Below are 21,527 nucleotides of genomic sequence, written 5' to 3' on the forward strand. Positions count from 1 at the left end.
CGCCGGGCCGATGACTCGCCCAGAATAGGCACGCTGCGCTCCCGCAGATTTCCCGCCCTGTAGATCCCGCCTGGCCATGCGCCAGCAAGGAAGACTCGCCATGAAAGCTTTCATCGCCGCGCTCGGGTTGCTGGCGCTTTGCGCCAGCGTGCAGGCGAAGACACCGGTGTGGCAGCCTGCTGCCGGACACACGCAGGTTCCGATATGGCCGGGCGCGGCGCCGGATCTGCAGCCGGTGCCCGGGCCGGAAACGGCGAAGGTCAGCGAGAAGCTGCTGGCGGGCAAGCCGGCGACGGCGGTCACCAATGTCACGCAGCCCACCATGACGGTGTACGCGCCCACGGGGAAGAACACCGGCGCGGCGGTGATCGTGATTCCCGGCGGCGGCTTCCAGATCCTTGCCATCGACCTTGAAGGCACCGAGACCTGCGACTGGCTGACATCGCGAGGCATCACCTGCGTGCTGCTGAAGTATCGCGTGCCGAGCCTGCCTTACGACTGGAAGTGCGACTGCCGTCCGCACAATTTCGCCTTGTCGGTGTCCTCCTTGCAGGACGTGCAGCGGACGATGCGGCTGGTGCGTTCGCAAGCCGCCGCACTGCACGTCGATCCGCACCGGATCGGCGTGCTGGGCTACTCGGCTGGCGGTTTCCTGGTGGCGGAGATCAGCACGAACTTCGATCGCCATCTGTATGCGCCGGTGGATGCGGCCGACCGGGAAAGCGCGCGACCGGATTTCGCCATGCCGATCTATCCCGGGCACCTGACCCGGGGTGACGGCAAGTTGAACCCGAACATTCCGGTTTCAGCCACGACGCCGCCGACGTTCCTGCTGCAGGCGGAGGACGACTACGTGGATGGGGTGGATCAGGCGCTGGTCTATTACACCGCACTGGCAAAGGCGAAGGTGCCGGCGGAAATGCACCTGTATGCGCATGGTGGCCATGCCTTCGGCTTGCGTCCCACCGCGAACCCGATCACCGGCTGGTCGAAGCTGGCCGAAGCATGGCTGCACACGATCGGCATGGTGCAGGACTGAGCATGGGTGAACGCAGATGCCCGGCCCTAGTGTGGTGCAGGCGGATTCAGCGCGCGTAGCGTGCCGGCGCCTCGTTGAGGCTTGAACCGGCGTCGAGCCTCATGTGCTGGCGCAACCATGCGGCGAACTCGGCTTCAGGCAGGCTGCCTTCGGCGAGGGCGACCATGTGGACGTATTTTTCCTCGTCGCTGGCGACAAGGTCGGCACCGTTGAGTGTGAGGAAGACGCGATAGCAGACGTGCGCCGTGCGTTTGTTGCCATCGACGAAGGGGTGGTTGCGCGCCAGGCCGAAGGCGAGGCTGGCGGCCAGGTCGGCAAGATCAGGCGGCGGATCGCCGTAGGCGTGCGCTTGTTGCGGGCGGGCCAGCGCCGAGTCCAGCAGGTGATCGTCGCGCACGCCGATGCCGCCGCCATGTTCGGCCAACTGCCGCTCGTGGATAGCGATGGCGAGCGGTCGTTCGATCCAGATGATCATGTTCATCCGCCTATTGCGCCAGTTTGCGCAGGACGTTTCGGTCCTTGCGCATCACTTCCTCGGCCACTTCCATCTGCCTGGCCAGGTTCGGATCGTAGGTGGTTAGGCGGATGCCGTCGGGGGTTTCCAGGGCGAACAGCTCGTCGCCCTTTTCCAGGCGCAGACGGGCCAGCAGTTCACGCGGCAGGATGACGCCGGCGGAGTTGCCGATGGTGGTGATCTTGAGCTTCATGGCGGGTTCCACTGATTGTTATAACGCATGTTATACCGCCTGCAGCGGCCTCATGCAATGCGGGGCCGAAGGCCGGTTATGCTCCGCTTTCCCTGGCCGCCAGGCCGTCAGCAGACAGGAGCCGGCATGACAACGAAAGCCGCGGCAGATGACGCTTCCGCCAGGATCACCGCGCGGATCGAGGCGCTGGACGACTGGCGCGGCGAGATGCTCGCGCAGGTGCGCCAGCTGATCCGCGAGGCCGATCCGGAGATCACCGAAGAGTGGAAGTGGGCCAAGCCCACCTCGGGCGGAACGCCGGTGTGGTCGCACGCGGGCATCGTCTGTACCGGCGAGTCGTACAAGGACAAGGTGAAGCTCACCTTCGCCCGCGGCGCATCGGTCAGTGATCCGAAGAAGCTCTTCAATGCCAGCCTCGACGGCGGCACCCGGCGGGCCATCGACCTGCACGAGAACGCCAGGATTCCCGCCTCCGCCTTCAGGCAGCTGATACGCGCCGCGGTGGCGCTCAACGTGGCCACGCAGGCGGAGCATGCGGCAAAGCGGAAGCAGGGTTCGCGCCGAGGCGGGTGATGCCTGGCGGGCTCGCTCCGGCGAGGTTTGCGGTCAGGCCCCCGGCGAGGCGTCGCGCACGCAATTGCGGCCGGCGCGCTTGGCTTCGTATTGCGCCTCATCGGCCTTGCGCAGCAGGATTTCCACGTCGGCTTCCGATTCCAGGCGCCGACAGGCCACGCCGACGCTGATGGTGATCTGGCGCGTGGTCCTGGCTGGGTCGTGCGCCGCATGCCGCGCCACCTCGGTGCGGATCTTCTCGGCCAGCTCGTGCGCCGCCGGCAATTCCGTGTCGGACAACAGACAGGCGAACTCCTCGCCGCCGTAGCGGGCCAGCACGGCGTTTGCCGGCAGGCATCGGCCGATGGTTTCGGCCACGCTGCGCAGCGCCTGGTCGCCGACCAGATGCCCGAAGCTGTCGTTGAAGTGCTTGAAGTGGTCCACGTCGATGAAGATCATCGACGCCACCGCGCCGCGCCGCTCGTCATGCATGGCCTGCAGGGATTCCATCAGCCAGCGACGGTTGAATACGCCGGTCAGCGCATCGCGGCGGGACAGCTCCAGCAGTTGCCGGTTGGCGTCGTTCAAGGCCTTGGTGCGGGCATCGATGCGGCGCTCCAGGGCGTGCTGCCGTCGGCGCAGCGCCAGCGTGCGCCAGGCCCACAAGGCGCAGATCGCGATGAGGCCCGCGGCAGCGAACAGCAGCCGCGCCCACAGCTGCTGCCACCAGTACGGCTCGACGGTGAACGGCAACAGCAAGGGCTCGCTGAGGTTGCCGGCATGATCCCGGCCTTCGACATGCAGGACATAGTCGCCGGCCGGCAGCGCGCCAATCTCGCGGAAGTTGTCGGCCGTCCACGCGCCCGGCGCCTTGCTGAAGCCCTCGATCCAGGTGCGGAAGCGTGATTCGTCCTCGTGCTGCCAGGTCAGCAGGGCGAAATCCACGCGCAGCTCATGGTGGCCGGGTGGAATGGTGTAGCGCTCGCCGTTCATGGGCTGGTCGTCCAGCTTCACCTGGACCAGCCTGAGCGGCTTGGGGTCGTGGTCCGGCTTCTGCTCGTCCGGGTCGTGCACCATCAGTCCGCCCAGCGTGCCGGTCCAGAAGCGCCCATGCGTGTCGATGAACTGCGCGTTGGGATTGCATTCGTTGTTGACCATGCCATCGCGGACGGTGAACACCTGCGAGCGGTACCGACCCGCCTCCGGGCTGAGCACCTGCACGCCCGAATCGGTGCAGACGTAGATGCGGCCGCCAGTGTCGGCCAGCGCGCCATCGGTGGTCAGGTCCGGCGAAGGCGGCAGGTCGGCGGGCAGGGTGCGCGGCTTCAGTGGATCGCTGATGTCGACGCGGATCAAGCCGTGACGGGTGCTGCCCAGCCACAGGATCGGGCGTCCACGGGCATCGGGAATCAGCTGCACGCCGAGCAGGTCGGTGCCGGGCAGGCCGATGTCGCGGCCCAGCAGCGTCCACTTCTTTCCGTCGAATCGGGCCAGCCCCTGGTTGCTGGTGGCCCATAACCAGGCGTGGCCGTAGGCGGTGGTCTGCGCCAGCAACTTCACCACCGACCAGGTGCCGACGGCGCCGTCCGGACGGAAAGACGTCCAGACGCCGCCGCGCAGCCGGTACACGCCGGAGGCGTCGGTGGCGAACCATTGCTCGACCGTGCCGTCGATGCGGCGGCTGAGCATGTCGTTCAGGCGTTGCCCGGGCTGGCGTGGCCAGGGCGTGGCCACCGGTTCGAAGGTGGCGTCGTCGCGCACGCGCAACAGGCGCCCCGAGCCCGTTCCCAGCCAGACGGCGGCACGGCCTTGCGTGTCGTCGGTCCGCGCGATCATGTTCACGTCGGCATCGGCAAGTTGCCCGCCGGACTTGCTGAAGTAGCGCCAGTGGCCCCGCTCGTACAGGCCCAGGCCGTCGCCGTCCGACCCGGCCCACAGGCGTTCGTTGCCTTGCGGATCATGGTCCACCAGCACGGCCAGCACGCCGGTCTGCGCGGCGCCCAGCAGCGAAACCGTCTTCCAGTTGCCCTGGTCCACGGCGGCGCGCGCCACGCCGTCCTCGGTGGCGACCCACAACACGGCGGTGCCGTTGGGACTGCGCCAGGCGCTCACTCCGCGTACGGCATTCGACGGCAGGCCGTGGCGACGGTCGAACACCTGCACCTTGTCCTGGTAGATCCGGATCAGGCCATTGCGCGAGGATGCCCACAGCGCGTGCGCGCCATGGGCGACCGGCGTATCGACCATGTCATAGAGCACGTCGGTCGGCAGCTCGCCGGACTCCACGCTCCAGTGGCGCACGCCATGTTCGTCCAGTCGCCACAGGCCCGAGTTGTAGACGGAGACCCACAACGCGTCCCGCCCCTCGTGGCGGGTGGCCAGCAGGTAGGCCAGGCCGTTGCCCGCATCGAAGCCGGCCGTGCTGAAGTGTTGCCAGGGGCCGTCGTCCTCGCGATACCACAGGCCGCTGCTGACCGAACCGGCCCACAGCCGTGGGTGTCCGAAAAGGTCGCGGGTCTGCGCCAGCACCAGGAAGCCGGCGTCGGGCAGCTGGGCATTGCCCGGGTCGGCCCGCCAGCGGCCGTGATCGCGATAGAACAGGCCGTCACTCGGGCTCACCGCCCATAGCCGCCTGCCGCCCCGGTGATCCGTTTCGACCAGTCGCCGCACGTGGCTGGTGGCCAAGCCGTCGGCGGCACCCTCGACGTGCCAGTGCCTGCCGTCGTAACGGGCCAGGCCGAATGCGCTGCCACAGGCCCACAGCGTGCCTTCATCGTCGACGAACAACTGACTGACGTAGCCGTGCAGGGCGGGGTCGTCCAGTGGATGCCAGCGCTTGCCGTCATGCCAGGCCAGGCCGTGCGGGGTGCCCACCCAGACCATGCCTTGCCGATCGGTCGCGAGGGTGACCGCGACGGGGTCGGGCAGGCCGTCGCGCGTGGTGAAGGTCGTGAACGACGGTGCGCCGAGATCGAACAGGTCGAGCGGCTGGGTAGGCGGGGTCGTCGCGGCGTTCGGCGCTACCGGCGCCACCGCCACCACCGCCGCCATGGCCAGGCGTACAAGCCACCCCGATCGGATCACCATCAATTTCTTTCCAGACCTGCCCGACAAGAAAGCCGCCCCGCGGCGGCTCTCTCGCACAATAACATTGATGGTTTGCCGGGCAGCGCCGATGCGCTGCGCGCAGGTTGTCCGCTGCGACCACAGGAACAGGCCGGGGCGCGTGCACGCCGATGTGCCTCCGGAAAGCGGGCTGCACCTGGGTGCAGCCCGCGGGAGGTCGGTCCGGAAGCGCCGCTTACCAGATCCTGACCCGATCCTTCGGCGCCAGGTACAGCTTCTCGCCCGGCTTCACCTCGAAGGCGGGATACCACGGGTCGAGGTTGCGCACGGTTTCGGCACGGAAGTCGCCGGGCGCGTGCACGTCGGTGGCCAGACGCTGGCGCTGGGCCGCGTCGCGGATCTTGCCGCGCCAGGCCTGGCCGAAGGCGAGGAAGAAGCGCTGGTCGCCGGTAAGTCCGTCGATCACCGGCGCAGGCTTGCCCCCCAGGGACTTCTGGTAGGCGAGGTAGGCGATGGTGAGGCCGGAAACGTCGGCGATGTTTTCCCCCAGGGTCTGCTCGCCATCGACGTGCAGGCCGGGCAGCGGCTCGTACTGGTTGAACTGCTCGACCAGCTGCTGGCCGGCCGCCTTGAAGTGGGCCAGGTCTTCCGGCGTCCACCAGTTGGCCAGCTTGCCCTGGTCGTCGAATTCGGCGCCGAGGTTGTCGAAGCTGTGGCTGATCTCATGGCCGATGATCGAGCCGATGGCGCCGTAGTTTGCGGCCGCATCGGCCTTCGGGTCGAAGAACGGCGGCTGCAGGATCGCGGCGGGGAAGTTCAGTGCGTTCTGCAGCGGCAGGTTCACCGCGTTGACCGTCTGCGGGGTCATCCACCACTCGGCCTTGTCGACGCTCTGGCCGAGCTTGGCGCGCTGGTGCTCGTACTCGAACTTCTCCGCGCGAAGCTGGTTGCCCAGTGCGTCATCGGCACGGATGTCCAGCTTGCCGTAATCGCGCCAGGTTTCCGGATAGCCCACGCCCACGCGCAAGGTGGCGAGTTTCGCCTGGGCTTTCGCCCGCGTGGCGGGTGTCATCCAGCTCAGCGTGTCGATGCGGTCGTGGAACGCGGCGATCAGGTTCTTCACCAGCTGTTCGATTTCCGCCTTCGACGAGGCCGGGAAGTAGTGCTTCACATACAACTGGCCCACGGCATCGCCCAGCGCGTTGCTGGTGGCGCCCACGGCACGCTTCCAGCGCGGTTGCTGCACCGGCGTGCCCTGCAGGGTGCGCACGTAGAAATCGAAGTTGAGGTCGGCGTACGCCTTGGGCAGCAGGCCGGCTGCGTGGTTGATGGTGTGGAAGCTGAGCAGGTCCTTCCACGCCTGCAGCGGCTCGCTGGCGGTGAGCGCGGACAGGCCGGTGATCGCGCCGGGCTGCCACGCGTCGATCTGCGACTGGTCGTCGAGGCCGGCCGCCTTGAAGTAGGCAGGCCAGTCCAGTCCGGGCGCCTTGCTGGCGAAGTCGGCCGTGCGCCACAGGTTGTTGGCCTTGTGCACGTTCTCGCTGTCGAGCAGGCTGGCCTGCGCCTTGGCGATCTTCGTTTCCAGCGCGACGATGGCCTTTGCCCTGGCCTGCGCATCGGCGAAGCCGGCCTGCTGCAGCAAGGCGCCGACATAGCTCAGGTACTTGCCGCGGGCCGCGACCATGTGCGGATCATCGGACAGGTAATAGTCGCGGCTGGGCAGTGCGATGCCGCCCTGCAGCAGGTAGGCGACGTGGTGCGACGGGTCCTCCAGCCCCTGCGTGACGAACAGGCCGAACAGGTTCTGCGTGTGGTAGTTGGTGGCGTTGAGCGGATCGACATCGGCGCGCAGGCGGCTGCCCAGCACGCGGGCCAGGTCCGCGCGCGAGGCGATCGCGTCGATCTGCGCCAGCTCGGGCCTGATCGCGGACAGGCCATGCTTCTCGATCGTCGCGGTGTCCATCCAGGCGGCATAGTAATCGGCGATCCTGCGTGCATTGCTGCCGGCGGCGGGGTGGCTGGCGCCGGCGTTGCGGATCAGTTCGGCGGTGTCCTTTTCGGACTGCTCGAACACCTTGAGGAAGCTGCCGGTGCTGGAGCGGTCGGCGGGAATCTTCGCGGTCTTCAGCCAGTCGCCGTTGGCGTAGCGGAAGAAGTCGTCACCCGGCTTCACGCCGTGGTCGATGCCCTTCAGGTCGATCCCGATCGGGCTGGTGGCCGGCGTGGCCGCCCACGCCGGCGCGCCGCACAGGATCGCGGCACCGAGTATCCATCGCATGTGTTGCATGATCACGCCTCCACCGGGGAAAGTCCCACGATAGTGCGCCGGTGCCGCGTTGTGTGCATGACCTGTGGGCTATGGCCGGCCGGCGCTGCGCCACGCCGGCCGGTTGGCGGATGGCGTCAGCGCAGGGTGTAGCCGGCCACGCGCCAGACCTTGTCGCTGTCCAGGTGGAACGAGATCAGTTCGCGCACCGGCCGCTGCGCCTTGGCGAAGTGCGTGGCATAGCTGACGTTGACGTACATGCCGGCCGGCACCTTGCCGCCCTTCGAGGCGGTGCGGGTGATCGCCTGCAGCCTGCGTTCGCCTGCTGCGCCAAGCTTGCTGCGATCGGAACTCACGCCGCTCACGAAATCGCTCTTGCTGGTGGACTGCTTCGCCACGCTGGAGGACTGGTCCCAGATCTGGCCCAGCTGGTTCTGGTCGACCATCTGCGCGATGCGCAGCGCGGCCCGTGCCATCTGCACGTTCTGCTTTTCCAGCAAGGCCTTCTGCTGTGGCGTCAGCGTGCTGGTCGCCTGGGCCTTGGCCGGGGTTGCCGGCGCCGGCGATTGCGCGAACGCGCCGGCCGAGGCGCCGAGCAGCAGGGCGGTCAGCAAGGTCTTCTTGAACATGCGATGGGTCTCCATGAGGTGGCAGGTCGGTCGGTGCCGCACAGCTTGCACTGTCCGGGCGCGCGCGTCGACGTCCCGGTGGCCGGAAGGCGGCACGGGCGGACTGCCCTCCTCAATGCGCTTCCACGACAGCACCCTGGGCGGCATGCGGCGGGGTGCGGCAGAACGGCACCAGCAGCAGCGCGGCGGCGAACATCCACGCCATCAGCCGGAACACGTCGTCGAAGGCGAGCGTCAACGCCGTGCGCGACACCAGCCGGCCCAGCTCGCCCTGCGCCATCAGCAGGGCGTGGGCGGAATCGGTGGTGAGCTGGCCGATCCGCCCGGCCAGTTGCGTGACCACGTCGCCGGCATGGCGGCCGCTTTCGCCCAGGTTCTCGCCGAAGCGCGCGACGTGGATGCGGCTCTGATCCTGCAGCCAGGTGTTGACCACCGCGATGCCGATCGCGCCGCCGAGGTTGCGCATCAGGTTGAACAGGCCCGAGGCGTAGCGCAGCTCGGCCGCGGCAAAACCATTCAAGGCCATGTTCACGCTGGGCACGATGCACAGCATGATCGCGAAGCCGCGCAGCACCTGCGGCCAGAACAGCGCGGCGAAGCCCCATTCGGGCGTCATCGCGGAAAACATCCACAGGCTGGCGGCGAACAGCAGCAGGCCGGCGCTGATCGTCCAGCGCGCGTCGATGCGCTGCGACAGTCGCGCCGCCACCACCGTGCTGAGGATCTGCGCCAGGCCGGTGACGAATACCGTGGTGCCGATCTGCAGGCTGTTGTAGCCGCGCACGCGGCCCAGGAACACCGGCACCAGGTAGGTCGCCGCGTACAGCCCGAAACCGATCACCAGGCTGAGCACGCAGGCCAGCACGAAGGTGGACTGGCGGAACGGCGACAGCCGCACGATCGGCCCGGACGAGCGCAGCGAGCGTTCCAGGAACAGCGCGAACCCCACCAGCGACAGCCATGCCGCCGTGGCGATCGCGGGGTCGCCCAGCCACTCGTGGCGCGGACCTTCCTCCAGCACGTATTCGAGTCCGCCGAGGAACACCGCCATCGCAATCAGGTGCACGTAGTCGATCTGCTTCAGCATCGCGAGGTTCGGCCGGTCCACCCTCACCAGCAGCATCGACAGCACGGCGACGGCCACGCCCGGCACGATGTTGACGTAGAAGATCGAGCGCCAGCCGACCACCTCGGTGAGCCAGCCGCCCACGGTCGGCCCCAGCGTCGGCGCCAGCACCGAGACCATGCCGAGGATCGCCGGGATCAGCGCGCGCTGCCTGCCGCTGAACAGCGCGAAGCCGGTGGCGAACACGGTCGGCACCATCGCGCCGCCGACGAAGCCCTGGATCACCCGGAACACGGTCATCGACTGGATGTCCCAGGCCATTCCGCACAGCGCGCTGGCGAGCGTGAACAGCGCGGCCGACAGCGCGAACAGCCAGCGCGTCGACAGCGCCTGCGCCAGGAAGGCGGAGAACGGGATCATCACCAGTTCGGCCATCAGGTAGCCGGTCTGCACCCAGCTGATCTCGTCCGGTCCGGCGGAGAGTCCGGCCTGGATCTCGTTGAGCGAGGCGGCGACGATCTGGATGTCGATCAGCGCCATGAACATGCCGAACGCCATCACGCCGAAGATCAGGAATTTGCGTGGCAGCGGCAGGTCGGCGGGGGAGATGGCGGCCGGGGATGGCGGGGCGGTAAGGGCATTCACGGGCGGCTCTTGCATTGTCGTGGAATCATAGTATGATTCTCATCATATTAAAAAGCGAGGCCGTCATGCGCTACGACACCGAACACAAGCAGAAGACCCGCGAGCTGGTGCTGCAGGCCGCGGCGCGCGCGATCCGCAGCGACGGCCCGGATCGCGTCGGCGTGGCCGGCGTGATGGCCGAGGCCGGGCTGACCCACGGCGGCTTTTACGCCCACTTCAAGTCCAAGGACGAGCTGGTCGCCGCCGCGATCGGGCAGATGTTCGCGCAGGCAAGTGCGCGGCTGGAACACGAAACCGCCGAACGCGACCCGGCCGAAGGGCTGGCGGCCTATGTCGATTTCTATTTGTCGAAGAAACATCGCGACGCACGGGGCTTCGGCTGCCCGATGGCCGCGCTGGCCTCGGACGTGCCGCGGCTGTCCGGGCCGGCGCGCGAACAGTTCGCGCTCGGCGTGCAGCAATCCACTGCGAGGTTGGCTGACAAGTTGTCGGCGCTGGGCCATGCCGAACCGGAAGCCGCAGCACGTTCGATGATCGCCGAGCTGATCGGCGCGCTCTCATTGGCGCGCATCGAGCCGGATGCGAAACGCTCCGACGCGATCCTCGCCGCCTCGCGTGCGCAGCTCAAGCAGCGCTTCGGCATGAAGGCGTCGCAGCAATGAGTGCCGACGGTACCTCGGGCACGCCCGCGACCGCCGCCGCGGCGCTCCCCCGCACACCATGGGCGCGCAAGCCGCTGCTGGTCGGGGCCGTGGCCCTGGCGATCGCGCTCGCCGGCGCCTGGTGGATCGCCGCGCCCAAGCGCAGCGTGTCCACCGACAACGCCTACCTGCAGGCCGACAGCTCGGTGGTCGCGCCGAAGGTGCGCGGGCTGGTCGCCGCGGTGCTGGTGCAGCATGACCAGCGCGTGCACCGGGGCGATCCGTTGCTGCGCATCGACGCGGAGGAGTTCGATGCCCGCGTGGCATCGGCCACGGCGAACCTGCAGAGCGCGCAGGCTGCGGTCGCGGCGGCGAAGGCCGCACTGGTCGCGCTCGACGCGCAGGAACGCCTCGCGGGCTCGAACATGCGTGCGGCGCAGACTTCCATCCGCTCGTCCGATGCGCAGCAGAAACAGGCCGAGGCCGACCGTCGACGCTACGACGCACTGATCGCCAGCGGTGCGGTGTCGCGCAGTGCGGCCGAACAGTTCCGCACGGCGGCGATCACCGCCCAGGCCAATGCGGAACACAGCCGCGCCCAGTTTGCCGTCAGCCGCGACGCGGCGTCGGTGACCCACGCGAGCCGGCTCGCCCTGCAGGCCGGGCTTGCCCAGGCCGAGGCCGGCGTCGCCACCGCGAAGGCCGCGCTCGAGCTGGCCCGGCAGGACCAGGCGAACACCTTGATCCGCGCGCCGATCGACGGCGTGGTCGGTGATCGCCAGGTGGAACCGGGCGACTACGTGCAGCCGGGCTCGCGCCTGCTCACCGTGGTGCCGCTGGACGCGCTGTACGTGATCGCCAACTTCAAGGAAACCCAGACCACCCGCATGGTGGTCGGCCAGGATGTCAGGGTGGAGGTCGATGCCTTGCCCGGTCAGGCCCTGCACGGCCGCGTCGAGAGTTTCGCGCCAGGTTCCGGCGCGCAGTTCTCGTTGCTGCCGTTCGAGCCAGGCACCGGCAACTTCACCAAGATCGTGCAGCGGGTGCCGGTGCGCATCCGCTTCGATCCGGGCCAGGCGGCGCTGGCGCGGCTGCGGCCGGGCCTGTCCAGCACCGTCACCGTGAAGCTGGACGGCTCGCCCTCCATGCAGGCGGCGCGCTGAGCAGGCGCAACACCGTCATCGCCCGCAAGAAACGGATGGGCCGCGCGCATCGCGGCCAGCAAAGTCTCCTTCCCACACTCCGAGGTCCGATCCATGAAAATCCAGAACAGTACCGCTTTCGTCACGGGCGCCAATCGTGGCCTCGGGCTGGCTTATGCCAAGGCCCTGCTGGCCGCCGGCGCGCGCAAGGTCTACGCCGGCGCGCGCGATCCCTCGACCGTGCCTTCGCTGGAGGGCCTGGTGCCGGTGCGACTCGACGTCAACAACCCCGCCGACATCGCCGCGGCCGCCGCGCAGTGTGGCGACGTCGACCTGCTGATCAACAACGCCGGCGTCATCGGCGGCGACAGCCTGCTCGGCGACAACGGCGTGGAGGCATTGCGCGCCGTGATGGAAACCAACCTCTATGGCGTGTTTGCGGTGAGCCGCGCGTTCGCGCCGGTGCTGGGCCGCAACGGCGGTGGCGCGCTGGTCAACATGCTGTCCGCCCTGAGCTGGGCCAGCCTGCCGGGCACCGGGGACTACTCCGTCTCCAAGGCCGCCGCGTGGGCGCTCACCAACGGCTTGCGCAACGAGCTGCGCGGGCAGGGCACCCAGGTCGTCGCGGTGCATGCCGGCTACATCGACACCGACATGGTGAAGACCGTCGAGGCGCCGAAGTCGAAGCCGGAGGACATTGCGCAGGCAGTGCTGGCCGGCATCGAGGCAGGCGCTTCGGAAGTGCTGGCGGACGACACCGCGCGCTACGTCAAGGCCGGCTTCGGTGCGACGCCGTCGGCGTATCTGGGCAGCGCCGGCTGATCATCTCTCGATGCGGTAGTTGAGGCTGGCGCGGCTGAATTCGGTGGCCTGCTGGGCCTCGAAGTTCCAGCGCCGGCTGAGCCGGTAGCGCAGGGTGATCACTTCGCCGGGTTCGAACAGCCCCACGCCGTAGCTGAGGTACAGCCGCGGCGACAGGTACTTGCCCACGGTGAACGCGGAGCTGCCGCCCAGTGCCTCGTTGCTGGACACGCCGATGTCGTCGACGCCCAGTTTCGAGCCGATGCTCTTGGCCAGCAGGTCGCCGGTGGCCGAGCCCAGCGCCTGGGCGGCGGCGCCGACCATGTCGCCTTCGCCGCCCTTGACCTGCGACAGCGGCTTGCCGGTGACCAGGTAGGACAGCGCATCGGACTGCTCCATCACCGGGTTGGAGAACACGGTGAGGATCGGCCGCTGCGCGGTGCCCGACACCAGCAGGCCGACCTCCTGGCCTTCGTCGATGGTGGCGTTCGGGTTGAGCTTGCGCACCGCGCGGATGTTCAGGCCCGGATTGTCGATCGGCGTGCTGGCGAACAGCAGCTGGCCGTGCTGGATGGCGAGATCCTGGCCATAGGCGCGATAGGTGCCGTTCACCGCGATCTGGCCCTGGCCGGTGGTGGCCCGGCCGGGGCGATCGATCACCGTGAGCACGCCGGTCACGGTGCCGTTCAGTCCCATGCCTACCACGTGGGTCCTGCGGCCGAGGTCGACCTTGACCACCGCGCTGAGCGGCAGTTTGCTGGCGGCCTCCTGCTGTTGCTTCTCGTCGACCACGAGCACGTCGGGCGAGGCCTGGGTCGCGCCGGCGCCGGGCAATTTCTCTGCATTGATGTCGGCGCTGTCGATGGCCAGCGAACCACCGAGTTCGATGCCGCCGGCGTCCTGCTTCAGGGTGAGGTCGGGCGAAATCACGGCTCTGGCTGCGGGGATGTCGACCGCGGTGAACTGGCTGCCCTTGAGGCTCAACGAGGTTTGCGCCCCTTCGCCGAGCCCGGCGCTGCCGTTGATCGCCACGCTGCCCTTGCCCGACTTCACGCTGCCCCGGATCAGGAACTGGCGGGCGTCGCTGGTGCTGACCACCAGCTGGCCTTCGCTCAGCTTGAGTCCCGCCGACGGCAACTCCGCGGCGAGGTCCGTCACGTCGGCCTGGCCGAGGACGGCCGGCTGCTTCAGCGTGCCGCCGAAGCGGAAATTCCCGCTGGCGCTGCCCTTGACCCCGGCCACTTCGCTGCTGAACAACTCGATGAAGGCGAGGTTGTCGAGGCGCAGGTCGAGCTGGCCACCCAGCGCCTGCTGCGCGCCAGTGATGGTGAGCTGGCCGTCCAGACGGCCGCCGTCATCGAGTCCCGCGTGGGCCTCGATCCGTTGTCCGCCCGGTGCGAGTGCCGCGTCCAGACGCAACTGGCTGTAATGCAGCAACGGCTCGTCGGTGCGGTCGGTGTAGCTGATGGTGCCTTGCGCGGAATGGATCGACGCGTTGCCGCTGAGCGCGCCCGCCGCGCTGCGCCGCAGCTTGCCGCTGCCTTCCAGGACGCCATCGGCGCGCATCGGCAGGTCGGCGTTGCCGGTGGCATCCAGCAGCAGGGCTAGTGGCAGCGCCTGCAGCCGGTAACCGGCGTCGAGGTTGCCGGACTTGTCCTGTTCCGCGGTCAGGCACAGCTGCGGGTCGCCCGCGCCGAGGCACAGTTCGGACAGGCTCATCGCACCGTCGTCGTAGGCCAGCTGCGACGGCCGCAGCAGCCGCCATGGCGGCATGCCCTGCGGTGCCAGGTCCAGCGTGGACAACGTGCCCTTCCATTGCGGGCCTTTCAGCGAACCGCGCAGGTCGAGCCGGCCCGACAGCTGGCTGCCGCTGGCGTCCAGTTGCAGGCGATGGTCGGACTGGCTGCCCTCGGCCAGCAGGTGCACCTGCTGGAACAGCAGGCCCTGCAGGTAGACGCTGCGGGTCTGCAGGTCGATCTTGCCGGCGGGATGGCTGATGTCCGGCACGCCCACGATCAGCTGCAAGCTGTCGGCCTTCTGCTGCTGCCATGACAGGGCCTGCCCGTGCAGCTGGCCGTTGATGCTCAAGCCTGGTGGCCTGCCGGCGATGGTGAAATGGCCGTCCAGACGTCCGCCGGCATCCGGCAGCCAGTCGCCCAGCGAGGCGACCGCCAGATCCAGCGCGACATCGTTGCTGTTGCCGGGCTTGCCGACCAGGTGAATGCTGCTGCGGCCCGAGGCCAGCTCCAGCTGGCCGTCCACCACCTCGTCCGGCGAGAGGTGCAGCTTGCCGCGGCCATTGACGGCGCGCTGGCGCAGCTGGCCGCCCAGCCGGCGAATCTCCAGCGTGGCGTCCGGGCCGCTCGGCGGCAGGCTGCCGTGGCTGGCGATGTCGAAATCCAGCGCACCGTTCCAGCCGGCGAACAATTGGCCCGGGTCGAGCTGGTCGGCACTGGCTTCGGCCTGCCAGGCCAGCGTCGGCTGCAGGGTGAGCGTGCCGTTCGCCTGCAGTCCGCCCCGGGCCTGCTTCAACGCCAGCGTGTGCAGGTTGATCCATTGTGGTGTGCCGTCGAGGTCGAGCGTGAGCGCCGCCAGCTTGCCGGGCGGGCCGATGCGCACGTCGCCGCTGGCGCGGTAGCTGTCGACGCTGCCGCTGGCCTTGAGCTCGCCCTGGCTGGCCAGTTCCTGGCCGACCAGGGCAGCGGGCAGTTGCAGCTCGTTCCAGCGGATGTCCAGCTCGGCGCCGAGCGGCTTGGCGCCCAGCTGCACGTTGCCGCTGGCTTCCAGCTTGCCCTTGATCTGCGGCGAGCCCAGCGTGAGCTGATGCAGGGTGAGCACCTGGAAATCGCGGCTGAGCGACGCCCGCAGCGGCTGCAGCAGGAGCTGATAGTCATTGAGCTCCAGCCGGCCATCGAGCGTGCCGCTGTAGCGATCGCCATGGCCTTGCAGTGCGAGCGCCACGGTCTTCAGCGAGCTTTCGCCCAGCACGGGTTGCGGATCGAACCGCGGCGCGTCGAGCTTGCCCGTCCAGGCGTAGTCGCCGCCCTGGGTCAACGCCAGCTGCAACCGCAGCGGCGTCGGTGCGGTAAGCCTGACATCCAGCGTGGCCTGTTTGCCGTCGCTGCGCACATCGAGGCTGCCGGCGTATCCGGTGGTGCCGACCTTCCAGGCGAACGCGGCCTTGCCGTTGCCGTGGTAGGGCGTTCCCAGCACCAGCAGGCCATCCAGGTCGACGTGTCCATCGGGCGCCTGCAGCGCCAGCTGACGCACCTCGATGCCCTGGTTGCTCCAGCGGCCGGCAAGGTCGAGCCGGTCGGAGGCGAACACCGGCTTGCCGGCCTGGCTTACCTTGACGCTGCCCACGTGTGCGCGATCGAAGATGATTTCCAGCGGCGGCTGCAGCGAAAAGCTGCCGCTGCTTTCGGCCTTGTCGGCGGCAGGCGCGGGCAGGCTTGCCTCGACGCCATCGGCGTCCAGCGCCAGCACGTGGACGCGCTTGGCCAGCAGCGGCCACAGGCGCAGATCCAGATGCGCCTTGGCCAGCGAAACCACGGTGCCCTTGCCGTCGTCATAGCGCACGCCGGCGAGATCGAGCGGGCCGATCAGCCGACCCGTGGCCTGGCGCACCTGCAGCGCGCCGTCGGTGGCGCCTTGTGCCCGCGCCAGCGCGAAGCGCAGGCCCGCGCCGGTGCCGAGCAGCCACCACAACGTCGCCGCCACGACCAGCAGCAGCGCGGCGAATGCGATGGCGATGCGCTTGAACCACTTCATGAATACGATGCCTTCCGTTTCCTTCGGTTATTGCGTTTTTTACTTCTTGCGATGCCACCTTCTACCCAAAGTTGCAAAAGGGCAGTCCTGCCCTTTTGCAACTCGCCGGGTCCGTTGCACGAACCCGGCTCCGCCGCATCGACCACGGCGTGGTCGATGCGCGTGCGATCCATCCCTGGATCGCCTGTGAGCGGCCGCCTGCGCCAGCCACTCACAAATCCGGTCCGATCACCAGATGCAGCTGGATGCCGTGGGCGCGGTCGTCGTGGATCGGCGTGCCCAGGTCGACGCGGATCATGCCCACCGGCGAGCGCCAGCGCAGGCCCAGGCCGGCGCCGATCTTCGGGCGGTAGTCGGTGCCGCGGAACGCGTTGCCGGCGTCGACGAAGGCGGCCATGCCCCAGTTGCGGGTGAAGTAGTGTTCGACCTCGCTGCTGGCGACCAGCAGGCTGGTGCCGCCGATCACGCGGTCGTCGCTGTTGCGCGGCCCGATCGACTGGTAGCCGTAACCGCGCACCGAACGGTCGCCGCCGGCGAAGAAACGCAGCTGCGGCGGCAGCGCGGAAAAGTCGTCGGTGTGGGTGATGCCGAAGCTGCCCCGCAGGATCAGCCGGTTGCGCGATTTCGCGCCGAACGCGCGGATCCACTTCGCGTCGGCGGTGAACTGGCTGAAGCTGGCGTCGGAGAGCAGGCTGCCGGCGGTGCTGCGCACGGCCATGCCGAGCAGCCAGCCGCGGCGCACGAAGTCGGGGTTGTCGGCCTGCTTGCGGGTCAGCGAGGCCTCGCCGAATACCAGGGTGCTGCGGCCGTGCTCGATGCCGGGTGCGCTGTCGGGCTCGTTGCCACGCTTGCCCACGGTGAAGGTGCCGGACAGGGCATGCACGCCCACGGTGCGCGTCCAGCCATGCCACTGGCGGGTCTCGTTGCCGACCAGCTCCAGCGTGCGCGACTGCGAGGTGGCGGTGTTGGCGTCGCGGAAATTGGCGCCGACGTTGTAGCTGCGCTGGTTGTCGCCCGGCATCGGGATCGAGTACAGCGTGGAGAGTGTCTTCAGCTTCTGCGCCAGCACCAGTTCGTTCTTCCACTTGTGCCCGCGGCGGTTGACCCAGCGCCGCTCGAGGCCGCCGCGCACGCCGAAGCCGGTGTCGGTGCCGATGAACGGGCCTCCGGTGTAGATCGAGCGCTTTGCCGGCGCCAGCTGCACGGTGACGTCGACCACGCCATCCTTCGCCTCGTCGATGTCCGGCAACACGTTGACCACCGCGAAGTAGTCGGCCCCGTTCAGGGCCTGCTGCAAGACCAGCAACTGGTCCTGGGCGAAGTAGTCGCCGGGCTTGAACGGCACGTAGCGGTCGAGGAAGCCGTCGTTGAACTGCGAACCCTCGAAGTGCACCCGGCCGTAGCGGAAGCGCGGGCCCGCATCCCATGCCAGCCTGATCGCCGCGCTGTGGTTGGCGCGGTTCACCTCGACGCGATGGGTGACCAGGCGCGCGTCGAGGAAGCCGTTGGCGGTGAGCTGGGCGCTCAGCGCGTCGCGCGCGTGTTCGTAGGCGCCATGGTCGAGGGTCTGGCCCTTGAGTCGTTCGATCGCGCGCCGGGCCCGGCGCAGCGGGGCGATCTTCGACGCGGAATCGTCCAGCTGCAGTTCGACGTCGGTGACCTTCACCGGTTCGCCCGGCTTCACGTGCAGGGTCACGTGCCAGTCCCTGCCGACCTGCTGCAGCTCGTCGGTGACGGTGGCGTCGTAATAGCCGTAGGGTTGCAGCGCCGCCTTGACCTGGTCGGGCGCGCGTTCGACCAGGCGCCGGATCTGGGCGTCGCTCACCTCGCGTTTCGCGTATTGCGACAGCTCGACACCGGAAATCGCCGCGGCCTTCAACGGGTCCGCCACGCCATCCACCGTCAACTGCACGCCGGCGTGGGCTGCGGTAGCCCACAGCACCAGCGGCAGCAGCAGGCTCAGGCGTCGTGGGGATCGGCGCATGCGTGGGGTTCCGTCCTCGATGGCGTGTTCGCGGGGGTGAGGGCAGCTTACCCAAGGAGTTGTTGGCTTCGTATGAAGCATGACGGATTTCCTGAGCGCCAGGGCGTCATGCTTGATTTGTTGATATCGCCGAGGCGATATCAACGGGCGCATCAACCGGCCTTGTCGCCGGCCTTGTGCGCGATCCATGCACCGATCACCGCCGACACGTACGGAATCGATTGCGCGGCGAGGATGAACATCCACAAGGTGCCCTCGATGTAGCGCGTGCCGTAGCCCAGCGCCATGCCGATCACGCACAGCGCCAGCGCGATCGCCATCAGCAGCTCTTCGCGCACCGGGGCGAAGGCGGCGAAGTTGCTGCCGCCCAGGCGCCGGCTCTTGGCGGTCACCACGAACGAGGTCTTCTCGCGGGTGAGGCCGTGCAGGATGCCCCGGGCGATCGCGTGGGACAGGCCCATGCTGGCCAGCGACGCCATCAGCGTGTCGTACCAGCTGCACGGGACGCGGGCGCGATACAGCACGATGCCGAAGATCGCCTTGGCGAAGAAGAAGCCGATCACCGGGATCAGGAACAGCTGCATCGGCAGGCTGAAGTATTGCGGATACGCAATCATGCCCGCGGTCCAGAACAGCGCCATCAGGGTGAAGATCAGGTGCAGCGCGTCGGCGAACCAGCTGAACCAGCCGGTGAGGAAGTGGAAGCGCTGGCCGGCCGAAAGCGGCCCTCGCTGCGTCATCCAGTCCCAGCGCCCCTTGAGGATCTGCATCGCGCCGAAGGCCCAGCGGTAGCGCTGGCTCTTGTACGCCTTGAAGTCGGCCGGGGTCAGGCCCTTGCCCATCAGCTCGTCGACGTAGACCAGCTCGTAGCCCGCGTGCATCAGGCGCAGGCCCAGCTCGGCATCCTCGCAGATGGTCCACTCGGACCAGCCGCCGGTGCCTTCCAGCGCGGTGCGCCGGACCATGGTCATGGTGCCGTGCTGGATGATCGCGTTGCGCTCGTTGCGGTGGTGCATGCCGATGCGGAAGAAGCCGTCGTATTCCCACGCGGTCATTCGGCGGAACGCGTTGTGCTCGAACTCGCGATGCGCCTGCGGGCACTGCACCACGGCCACCTTCGGGTCGTGGAAGTAGCCGGTGAGCGTGGCCAGCCAGTCGGCGCGCACCTCGTAATCGGCGTCGATCACCGCCACCACGTCGGCGGCCGGATCGGTTTCCTTGAGGCCGAAGTTCAGCGCGCCAGCCTTGTAGCCCGGCCACGGTTCCAGGTGGAAGAAGCGGAAGCGCTTGCCCAGCTTCTCGCAGTAGGCCTGCACCGGCTGCCACACCGCCGGGTCCTTGGTGTTGTTGTCGATCACCAGGACTTCGAAGTTCGCGTAGTCCAGCGCGGCCAGCGAGTCGAGGGTGATGATCACCATCTCCGGCGGCTCGTTGTAGCAGGCCAGGTGGATCGACACGAACGGCTGCTTCTCCGGCGGATCGGGCGTGAGCATGCCGGCATGGCGCATCCATTTCGGCCGCCACAGCACCTCGGTGAACTCGAAGCCGTTGATCAGCAGGATCGCCAGGATCGCGATCTGCGCGGGGAACAACAAGGTGAGCATGGTCCAGTCGACCCAGCTCAGGTAGAAGTTGAACGGCAGCGTGGCCGACCAGGTCAGCAGGCCGCAGGCCAGCTGGATCAGCATGCAGAAGAACAACTTGCCCATCAGCCGGAAGCGGCTGAAGCGGCGGGCGAACAGGATCATCGGCAACAGCGCCAGCAGGCTGGCAGCCAGTGCCTTCCACGGCCAGCCGGTGTCCTCGGTGACCGGGCCAGTCAGCGGGAACTTCATCTGGCGGTCGGCGTTGAACATGCCCCAGTACGCGCCGGTGCGGCCTTCGCCCAGGTTTTCCTTCCACGGCTGGTCGAACGCTTCGAGCAGGTAGTAGTCGATGTGCTGCTGCTTGGCGACGTTCATCCAGTCGCGGATGAAGATCGCCTCGTTGGACACCGACGGGTCGGCGTACTCGTGCCGGTCACCGTTCGACGGCCAGCCGATTTCGCCGACCACCACGGGCTTGTCCGGGAAGTGCTGGCGGACCTGCTGGTAGGCGCCCAGCGCGGCCGGCACCGAATCCTTGCGCGCGACGCCGTTCCAGAACGGGAACAGATGGATGGTGATGAAATCGACATGCCGCGCCAGCTCGGGATACTTCAGCCAGATGTAGTCCGGCTCGGCGATCGACACCGGCTGGTGCACGGCCGCACGCACCCGGTCCAGATAGGTCATCATCTGTTCCGGCGTGAGGTCGTTGCGGAACAGCACCTCGTTGCCCACGATGACGCGGGTGATCGTGTCCGGATAGGCGCGCGCCTTGGCGATCAGCAGCTCGATCTCGCGCTCGTTGTTGTCCAGCCGCTTGTCGATCTCGGCACCGGCCATCACCTTCAGGCCTTCGGCCTGCGCCAGCCGGTACATCTGCGGGTTCTGCTGCATGGTGTACGTGCGCACGCGGTCGCTGTACTTGTGCAGCAGCTTCAGGTCGGCCGCGATGTCGTCGCTGCTGGGATAGTCCTGCTTGAACGGGCTCTGGTAGCGCTGGAACACCGACAGCGAGAAACCGCCGATCCTGCCGTGCCAGTCATCCGGACCATGCGGCAGGTTGCCGTACCACCACAGCCCGATGTTCATCGCCGCCACGACCAGCGCGAGCAGGATCGCAGTGAGCAGCGGATATCGGCTGTTGTGGTTTGCTGCGGTGATGCTCAAGAGATCCCCAGGGAGGCTTCGCCGGACTGGCGACCGAGCCGCAGAAGCTTAGCGAATTTGAGACCAACGGCCAATGAATCCCCGGGCGGGGGACAAATCCGTCCGCAAGCGATGGCTTTCGCGAGGCCGGACGCGGCTGCCTCCGCGGGAGCTTGTCGGCCGGTGGTTGCGGCGACCGGGTCGAGATTGTGACTGGCTCGGGCCGGGCCACCGCGTCTTGCACACCGGTAAGGCTTGAGCCAGCGCACAGTTTCGCCGCGTGTGCCGGTGGCCTGCGAAGCCGCGAGGCATCCCGGCGGCGCGGTGGAATGCGTCTGCAAGTCCTTGTTGCGGGAAAAGGTTGTGGCGGCGGGCGGGCACGCGCCGCGGCGGTCGGCGGGCCGGAACCTGCTCGTCAATTAGGAAACTGTCTTATGGCGTCGTGGGGACATGATCTGAACAATGCGCGCCTTTCATGCCGGGTGC

At 68.1% G+C, this 21,527-nt stretch carries 14 protein-coding genes; 5 read left to right on the top strand and 9 right to left on the bottom strand.

The genetic code is table 11. The features are described 5' to 3' along the window. The first annotated feature begins 100 nt into the window (after positions 1-100). Positions 101-1,039, top strand: a complete 939-nt coding sequence (locus UU7_RS04040; protein ID WP_007805609.1) for an alpha/beta hydrolase — start codon at positions 101-103, stop codon at positions 1,037-1,039. Positions 1,040-1,085: 46 nt separating this feature from the next. Here UU7_RS04040 and UU7_RS04045 read toward each other — a convergent pair whose 3' ends face one another. Together UU7_RS04045 and UU7_RS04050 are read right to left on the bottom strand one after the other, a co-directional pair. Continuing rightward, complete coding sequence (locus UU7_RS04045) at positions 1,086-1,514, bottom strand: type II toxin-antitoxin system death-on-curing family toxin (protein ID WP_040672816.1); 429 nt, start codon at positions 1,512-1,514, stop codon at positions 1,086-1,088. A gap of 10 nt (positions 1,515-1,524) precedes the next feature. Continuing rightward, the gene (locus tag UU7_RS04050; protein ID WP_007805611.1) at positions 1,525-1,746 is read right to left on the bottom strand and encodes an AbrB/MazE/SpoVT family DNA-binding domain-containing protein; all 222 of its coding nucleotides are present in this window, start codon (positions 1,744-1,746) and stop codon (positions 1,525-1,527) included. A 126-nt stretch (positions 1,747-1,872) separates the two neighbouring features. On the opposite strand from UU7_RS04050, the gene UU7_RS04055 reads away from it, so the two are divergent. Beyond that, positions 1,873-2,319: a DUF1801 domain-containing protein gene (locus UU7_RS04055; RefSeq protein WP_007805612.1), complete on the top strand. Its 447-nt coding sequence runs from the start codon at positions 1,873-1,875 to the stop codon at positions 2,317-2,319. 33 nt (positions 2,320-2,352) lie between these two features. Here the strand turns inward: UU7_RS04055 and UU7_RS04060 are convergent, their stop codons facing one another. The 4 genes from UU7_RS04060 to UU7_RS04075 all read right to left on the bottom strand — a co-directional run bounded on the left by UU7_RS04060 (position 2,353) and on the right by UU7_RS04075 (position 9,970). Continuing rightward, complete coding sequence (locus UU7_RS04060) at positions 2,353-5,385, bottom strand: ligand-binding sensor domain-containing diguanylate cyclase (RefSeq protein ID WP_007805613.1); 3,033 nt, start codon at positions 5,383-5,385, stop codon at positions 2,353-2,355. 214 nt (positions 5,386-5,599) lie between these two features. Further along, complete coding sequence (locus tag UU7_RS04065; protein ID WP_007805619.1) at positions 5,600-7,651, bottom strand: M13 family metallopeptidase; 2,052 nt, start codon at positions 7,649-7,651, stop codon at positions 5,600-5,602. A gap of 116 nt (positions 7,652-7,767) precedes the next feature. Continuing rightward, complete coding sequence (locus UU7_RS04070) at positions 7,768-8,259, bottom strand: DUF4019 domain-containing protein (protein WP_007805620.1); 492 nt, start codon at positions 8,257-8,259, stop codon at positions 7,768-7,770. Positions 8,260-8,371: 112 nt separating this feature from the next. Then, positions 8,372-9,970 (bottom strand): DHA2 family efflux MFS transporter permease subunit, encoded by a 1,599-nt coding sequence (locus UU7_RS04075; protein WP_238530882.1) that lies wholly within the window; start codon positions 9,968-9,970, stop codon positions 8,372-8,374. A gap of 65 nt (positions 9,971-10,035) precedes the next feature. Between UU7_RS04075 and UU7_RS04080 the strand changes: the two genes are divergently transcribed. The 3 genes from UU7_RS04080 (at position 10,036) to UU7_RS04090 (ending at position 12,575) form a co-directional block, all read left to right on the top strand. Continuing rightward, complete coding sequence (locus tag UU7_RS04080) at positions 10,036-10,632, top strand: TetR/AcrR family transcriptional regulator (protein WP_007805622.1); 597 nt, start codon at positions 10,036-10,038, stop codon at positions 10,630-10,632. Next, the gene (locus tag UU7_RS04085; protein WP_007805623.1) at positions 10,629-11,774 is read left to right on the top strand and encodes an HlyD family secretion protein; all 1,146 of its coding nucleotides are present in this window, start codon (positions 10,629-10,631) and stop codon (positions 11,772-11,774) included. Before UU7_RS04080 ends, UU7_RS04085 begins: the two co-directional genes overlap by 4 nt. A gap of 93 nt (positions 11,775-11,867) precedes the next feature. Beyond that, positions 11,868-12,575, top strand: coding sequence for an SDR family oxidoreductase (locus UU7_RS04090; protein WP_007805625.1), 708 nt, complete (start codon positions 11,868-11,870; stop codon positions 12,573-12,575). Here UU7_RS04090 and UU7_RS04095 read toward each other — a convergent pair whose 3' ends face one another. The 3 genes from UU7_RS04095 to UU7_RS04105 all read right to left on the bottom strand — a co-directional run bounded on the left by UU7_RS04095 (position 12,576) and on the right by UU7_RS04105 (position 21,062). Further along, the gene (locus UU7_RS04095; protein WP_007805627.1) at positions 12,576-16,325 is read right to left on the bottom strand and encodes a translocation/assembly module TamB domain-containing protein; all 3,750 of its coding nucleotides are present in this window, start codon (positions 16,323-16,325) and stop codon (positions 12,576-12,578) included. A 211-nt stretch (positions 16,326-16,536) separates the two neighbouring features. Next, a complete protein-coding gene (locus UU7_RS04100; RefSeq protein WP_007805629.1) occupies positions 16,537-18,309 on the bottom strand; it encodes an autotransporter assembly complex protein TamA in 1,773 nt (590 codons plus the stop codon). Between the two features lie 152 nt (positions 18,310-18,461). Next, a complete protein-coding gene (locus UU7_RS04105; RefSeq protein ID WP_007805630.1) occupies positions 18,462-21,062 on the bottom strand; it encodes a glycosyltransferase family 2 protein in 2,601 nt (866 codons plus the stop codon). Positions 21,063-21,527: the final 465 nt, after the last annotated feature.

Origin of the sequence: Rhodanobacter spathiphylli B39 (assembly GCF_000264295.1) — a bacterium.
Lineage (GTDB): Bacteria > Pseudomonadota > Gammaproteobacteria > Xanthomonadales > Rhodanobacteraceae > Rhodanobacter > Rhodanobacter spathiphylli.

Coding starts and splice junctions, on each gene's coding strand:
- UU7_RS04065 (WP_007805619.1), bottom strand. CDS start 7,651: ATGCAACACATGCGATGGATACTCGGTGCCGCGATCCTGTGCGGCGCG.
- UU7_RS04055 (WP_007805612.1), top strand. CDS start 1,873: ATGACAACGAAAGCCGCGGCAGATGACGCTTCCGCCAGGATCACCGCG.
- UU7_RS04080 (WP_007805622.1), top strand. CDS start 10,036: ATGCGCTACGACACCGAACACAAGCAGAAGACCCGCGAGCTGGTGCTG.
- UU7_RS04040 (WP_007805609.1), top strand. CDS start 101: ATGAAAGCTTTCATCGCCGCGCTCGGGTTGCTGGCGCTTTGCGCCAGC.
- UU7_RS04095 (WP_007805627.1), bottom strand. CDS start 16,325: ATGAAGTGGTTCAAGCGCATCGCCATCGCATTCGCCGCGCTGCTGCTG.
- UU7_RS04070 (WP_007805620.1), bottom strand. CDS start 8,259: ATGTTCAAGAAGACCTTGCTGACCGCCCTGCTGCTCGGCGCCTCGGCC.
- UU7_RS04050 (WP_007805611.1), bottom strand. CDS start 1,746: ATGAAGCTCAAGATCACCACCATCGGCAACTCCGCCGGCGTCATCCTG.
- UU7_RS04060 (WP_007805613.1), bottom strand. CDS start 5,385: ATGGTGATCCGATCGGGGTGGCTTGTACGCCTGGCCATGGCGGCGGTG.
- UU7_RS04090 (WP_007805625.1), top strand. CDS start 11,868: ATGAAAATCCAGAACAGTACCGCTTTCGTCACGGGCGCCAATCGTGGC.
- UU7_RS04085 (WP_007805623.1), top strand. CDS start 10,629: ATGAGTGCCGACGGTACCTCGGGCACGCCCGCGACCGCCGCCGCGGCG.
- UU7_RS04045 (WP_040672816.1), bottom strand. CDS start 1,514: ATGATCATCTGGATCGAACGACCGCTCGCCATCGCTATCCACGAGCGG.
- UU7_RS04100 (WP_007805629.1), bottom strand. CDS start 18,309: ATGCGCCGATCCCCACGACGCCTGAGCCTGCTGCTGCCGCTGGTGCTG.